Annotated in this window: 5 protein-coding genes; 3 read left to right on the top strand and 2 right to left on the bottom strand. The window is 31.7% G+C overall.

Annotation, left to right across the window (positions count from 1 at the left end):
• Nucleotides 1-347: phospholipase A (locus VGE71_RS21575; RefSeq protein ID WP_331140169.1), on the top strand; the 347-nt coding region annotated here is incomplete at its 5' end.
• 19 nt (nt 348-366) lie between these two features.
• Here the strand turns inward: VGE71_RS21575 and VGE71_RS21570 are convergent.
• Both VGE71_RS21570 and VGE71_RS21565 read right to left on the bottom strand, forming a co-directional pair.
• On the bottom strand, nt 367-564 hold the full coding sequence (locus tag VGE71_RS21570; RefSeq protein ID WP_331140168.1) for a hypothetical protein: 198 nt from the start codon (nt 562-564) through the stop codon (nt 367-369).
• A 42-nt stretch (nt 565-606) separates the two neighbouring features.
• Complete coding sequence (locus VGE71_RS21565) at nt 607-876, bottom strand: hypothetical protein (protein ID WP_331140167.1); 270 nt, start codon at nt 874-876, stop codon at nt 607-609.
• 121 nt (nt 877-997) lie between these two features.
• On the opposite strand from VGE71_RS21565, the gene VGE71_RS21560 reads away from it, so the two are divergent.
• Nucleotides 998-1327, top strand: coding sequence for a helix-turn-helix transcriptional regulator (locus VGE71_RS21560; RefSeq protein WP_331140166.1), 330 nt, complete (start codon nt 998-1000; stop codon nt 1325-1327).
• Nucleotides 1328-1499: 172 nt separating this feature from the next.
• Nucleotides 1500-2603, top strand: a complete 1104-nt coding sequence (locus VGE71_RS21555; RefSeq protein WP_331140165.1) for an acyl-CoA desaturase — start codon at nt 1500-1502, stop codon at nt 2601-2603.
• Nucleotides 2604-2686 lie beyond the last annotated feature (83 nt).

The following is a 2686-nucleotide window of genomic DNA, read 5'->3' as shown; positions in this document are numbered from 1 at the left end:
AAGTTTCTCCAAGATGGACCGTTGGTATACGAGGATGGATTCCATTAGTAGATAAAGAAGATAATCCTGGACTTACCAAATATGTGGGCTATGGAGAAGCAAGTGCAACCTATCAAATACAACCGGGAAGATGGAGCGCAGATGTTCTTTTTAGAAAAGGAAGCGGCCTCATTAATTATGGATCTTTGCAAACGCAACTCAACTGGAGACCCTATAAAGATGAAAATTATTATATCACTTTACAATGGTTTGTTGGCTATACAGAAAGTTTAATAGATTATCAGGAACATAAAAGCATGCTTCGATTAGGATTTACTATAAAACCCGAAAACATGGGAATTTTCTAAATTTGATAATTCCTCTAAATTATAAATCAGATAAAACTTTTACCATTTTAATTTGATCAAAACATTTAGAGTGAATTTCTACTCCTTCTTTATATTCTTCCACTGTCATTCCGTACAAAAAAGGAATAATTGTTGAATCGTCGTTTTTCAATATAATATTAAAACGATTCTTAATGGATGGTTTTTCTCTTTTATTATTTTTATTTCGTTCGGTCATAGATATAAGTTTTGGTTTCAGAATCTTCAATTAACTTCCGCGTTAAGAAGTCAGAAGTTTAATTCTTTCAATTGCTTCTTTGTTTTCATATGCTACTTCTACTAACGCTAGTAAAATATCATTTCGTACAATAGTTTTGTTTCTCACATTTCTAATTAAGGCTTTACTTGGCGCATTAACCCCTTTTTTAATTAAGCACGAAATGGTAAGGTCAACATAGGTTACGGGTAAATGCTTGTTAATAAATTCATAAGCTTTTTCGTTGTGAGAATTATCTTCTTTAAAATTGCTATTTTTGATTAATTTTGGCATATATTTGCTATTTATTAATTAGTATTTTTATAAAAAGGTAAATGTAAGAATAATATTATATTATTTATTCTTTTTAATGTTAAAAAATATATTTAAACTATATTTTTTTTTGATTTAGAAAATGATGTATAACGAGAAATTAAGCAAATTCTTTAAGGCTAAAGGATTAAAGCAAAAAGAGGTGGGTGAAATTCTAGGATTTAGCCCCGCAATGATTGGGAGATATTTACATGGGACAGCAAATATAGGCTCTGAATTTATTCTAAGTTTAAGTAAAAATTTTCCCGACGTAGATTTAAATGATCTTTTTGCGCCAGAAGACGGGCAAAACATGGTTAATGAAGCCGGAGCAGTTTATGAAAAGCAAAATATGCTGAATGATTTAGAAGATATCGAAGATCGTATCCATAATATCAGACTGAAACTGGCAGAGAAAAAATTTGAGGGATAATCTAAATATTTTTCCAAAAAATATCTAAACCTTGCAAATGTAACCAAACAATTTAACCACTCTTTAAGAGTGGTTTTTTGTTTTTATAAGAAAAGCATTTAAGCGCCTGTATTGTAATTGGTTAAGTTTTTTTTTATTAAATTTGATAGAACAATTTCTAGCCAGTAACCATATGGAAAAATTAAAACGACCAGTTTATGCAAAATCTGGAACCGATGATTTTTTTAAAAAGATGCGTTTAGAAGTGAATGAAACCGTCTTAAATAACTCATCGCTGTATCTGTTGAATGTTGTGAAGTCTTTAGGACTTTTAGCTGTTTTTTTCGTGTTTTACAGTTGTATCTTAATCTTTGGAAACCAGACACCTTTACTTTTCCTTTTTTACATTTTGTCAGGAATTACGATGATTGTTCTATTTATTAACGCCTTTCACGATGCAGCCCACGGCGCTTTGTTTAAAAAGCCAAAACACAATCAGTGGTTTTTGTATGTTTTAGAATTATTTGGGAGTAATCACTGGCTTTGGATGCGACGCCATATTGGACTTCATCATGCTTATCCAAACGTTCCCGATTGGGACGTAGATATCAAACAAAGTAATATCATTAGAATTTTTCCTAATAGCCCATTATTTGATTATCATAAATATCAACATATTTATATGTGGTTTATTTATCCGCTTTACAGTCTTAACTGGATTTACATTAGAGACTTTAAAGATTTTTTTGGGACAAAAGATAATTATGTAAAAAAAGTAGTAGAGAAAATTCCGAGACAAGAAATCTATCGCTTATTTGCTGCCAAAATCATCAATCTGATTTACATACTTTTTATTCCTATGATGCTTCTAAATCAGCCTTGGTATACGGTTCTTTTTGCCTGGCTTTTGATGCACATGTGCGGAAGTGCCCTCGGAGTTGTCGCTTTGGTTTCTACACATGTTGACGAAGATGCCAATTTTCCAGGTACCGATGACGAAGGAAATCTTTCCGCAACTTGGGCAATGCATCAAATGATTGTAACCAAAGATTTTAGTACAGAAAGCAAACTGGCTAATTTTCTCTACGGCGGATTTACACATCACGTGGCGCATCATCTTTTTCCAGGCGTTGGACATACTTATTATCCATACATCACACCAATTATAAGACGTTATGCAAAAGAGTACGATCTACCTTATACATCTTATCCTTTTTATCATGCAGTACGTTCGCATTTTAGGATGTTGAAAAACAAAGGTGTAAAAGAAAATATTTTAATGACAGGAGAAATCTAATAAAAACAGCGACTATCAGGCCGCTGTTTTTTAATATTCAAATCTTTCAAAAAGTTGTCTTTTATTTCAATATCAAAATTATC

It is taken from the genome of Flavobacterium sp., from assembly GCF_036405015.1.
Lineage (GTDB): Bacteria > Bacteroidota > Bacteroidia > Flavobacteriales > Flavobacteriaceae > Flavobacterium.
This window is presented reverse-complemented; position numbering and strand designations above follow the sequence as displayed.

What these genes read in the sequence shown, in the direction of transcription:
- VGE71_RS21560 (WP_331140166.1), top strand. Translation starts at nt 998, where the DNA reads ATGATGTATAACGAGAAATTAAGCAAATTCTTTAAGGCTAAAGGATTA.
- VGE71_RS21555 (WP_331140165.1), top strand. Translation starts at nt 1,500, where the DNA reads ATGGAAAAATTAAAACGACCAGTTTATGCAAAATCTGGAACCGATGAT.
- VGE71_RS21570 (WP_331140168.1), bottom strand. Translation starts at nt 564, where the DNA reads ATGACCGAACGAAATAAAAATAATAAAAGAGAAAAACCATCCATTAAG.
- VGE71_RS21565 (WP_331140167.1), bottom strand. Translation starts at nt 876, where the DNA reads ATGCCAAAATTAATCAAAAATAGCAATTTTAAAGAAGATAATTCTCAC.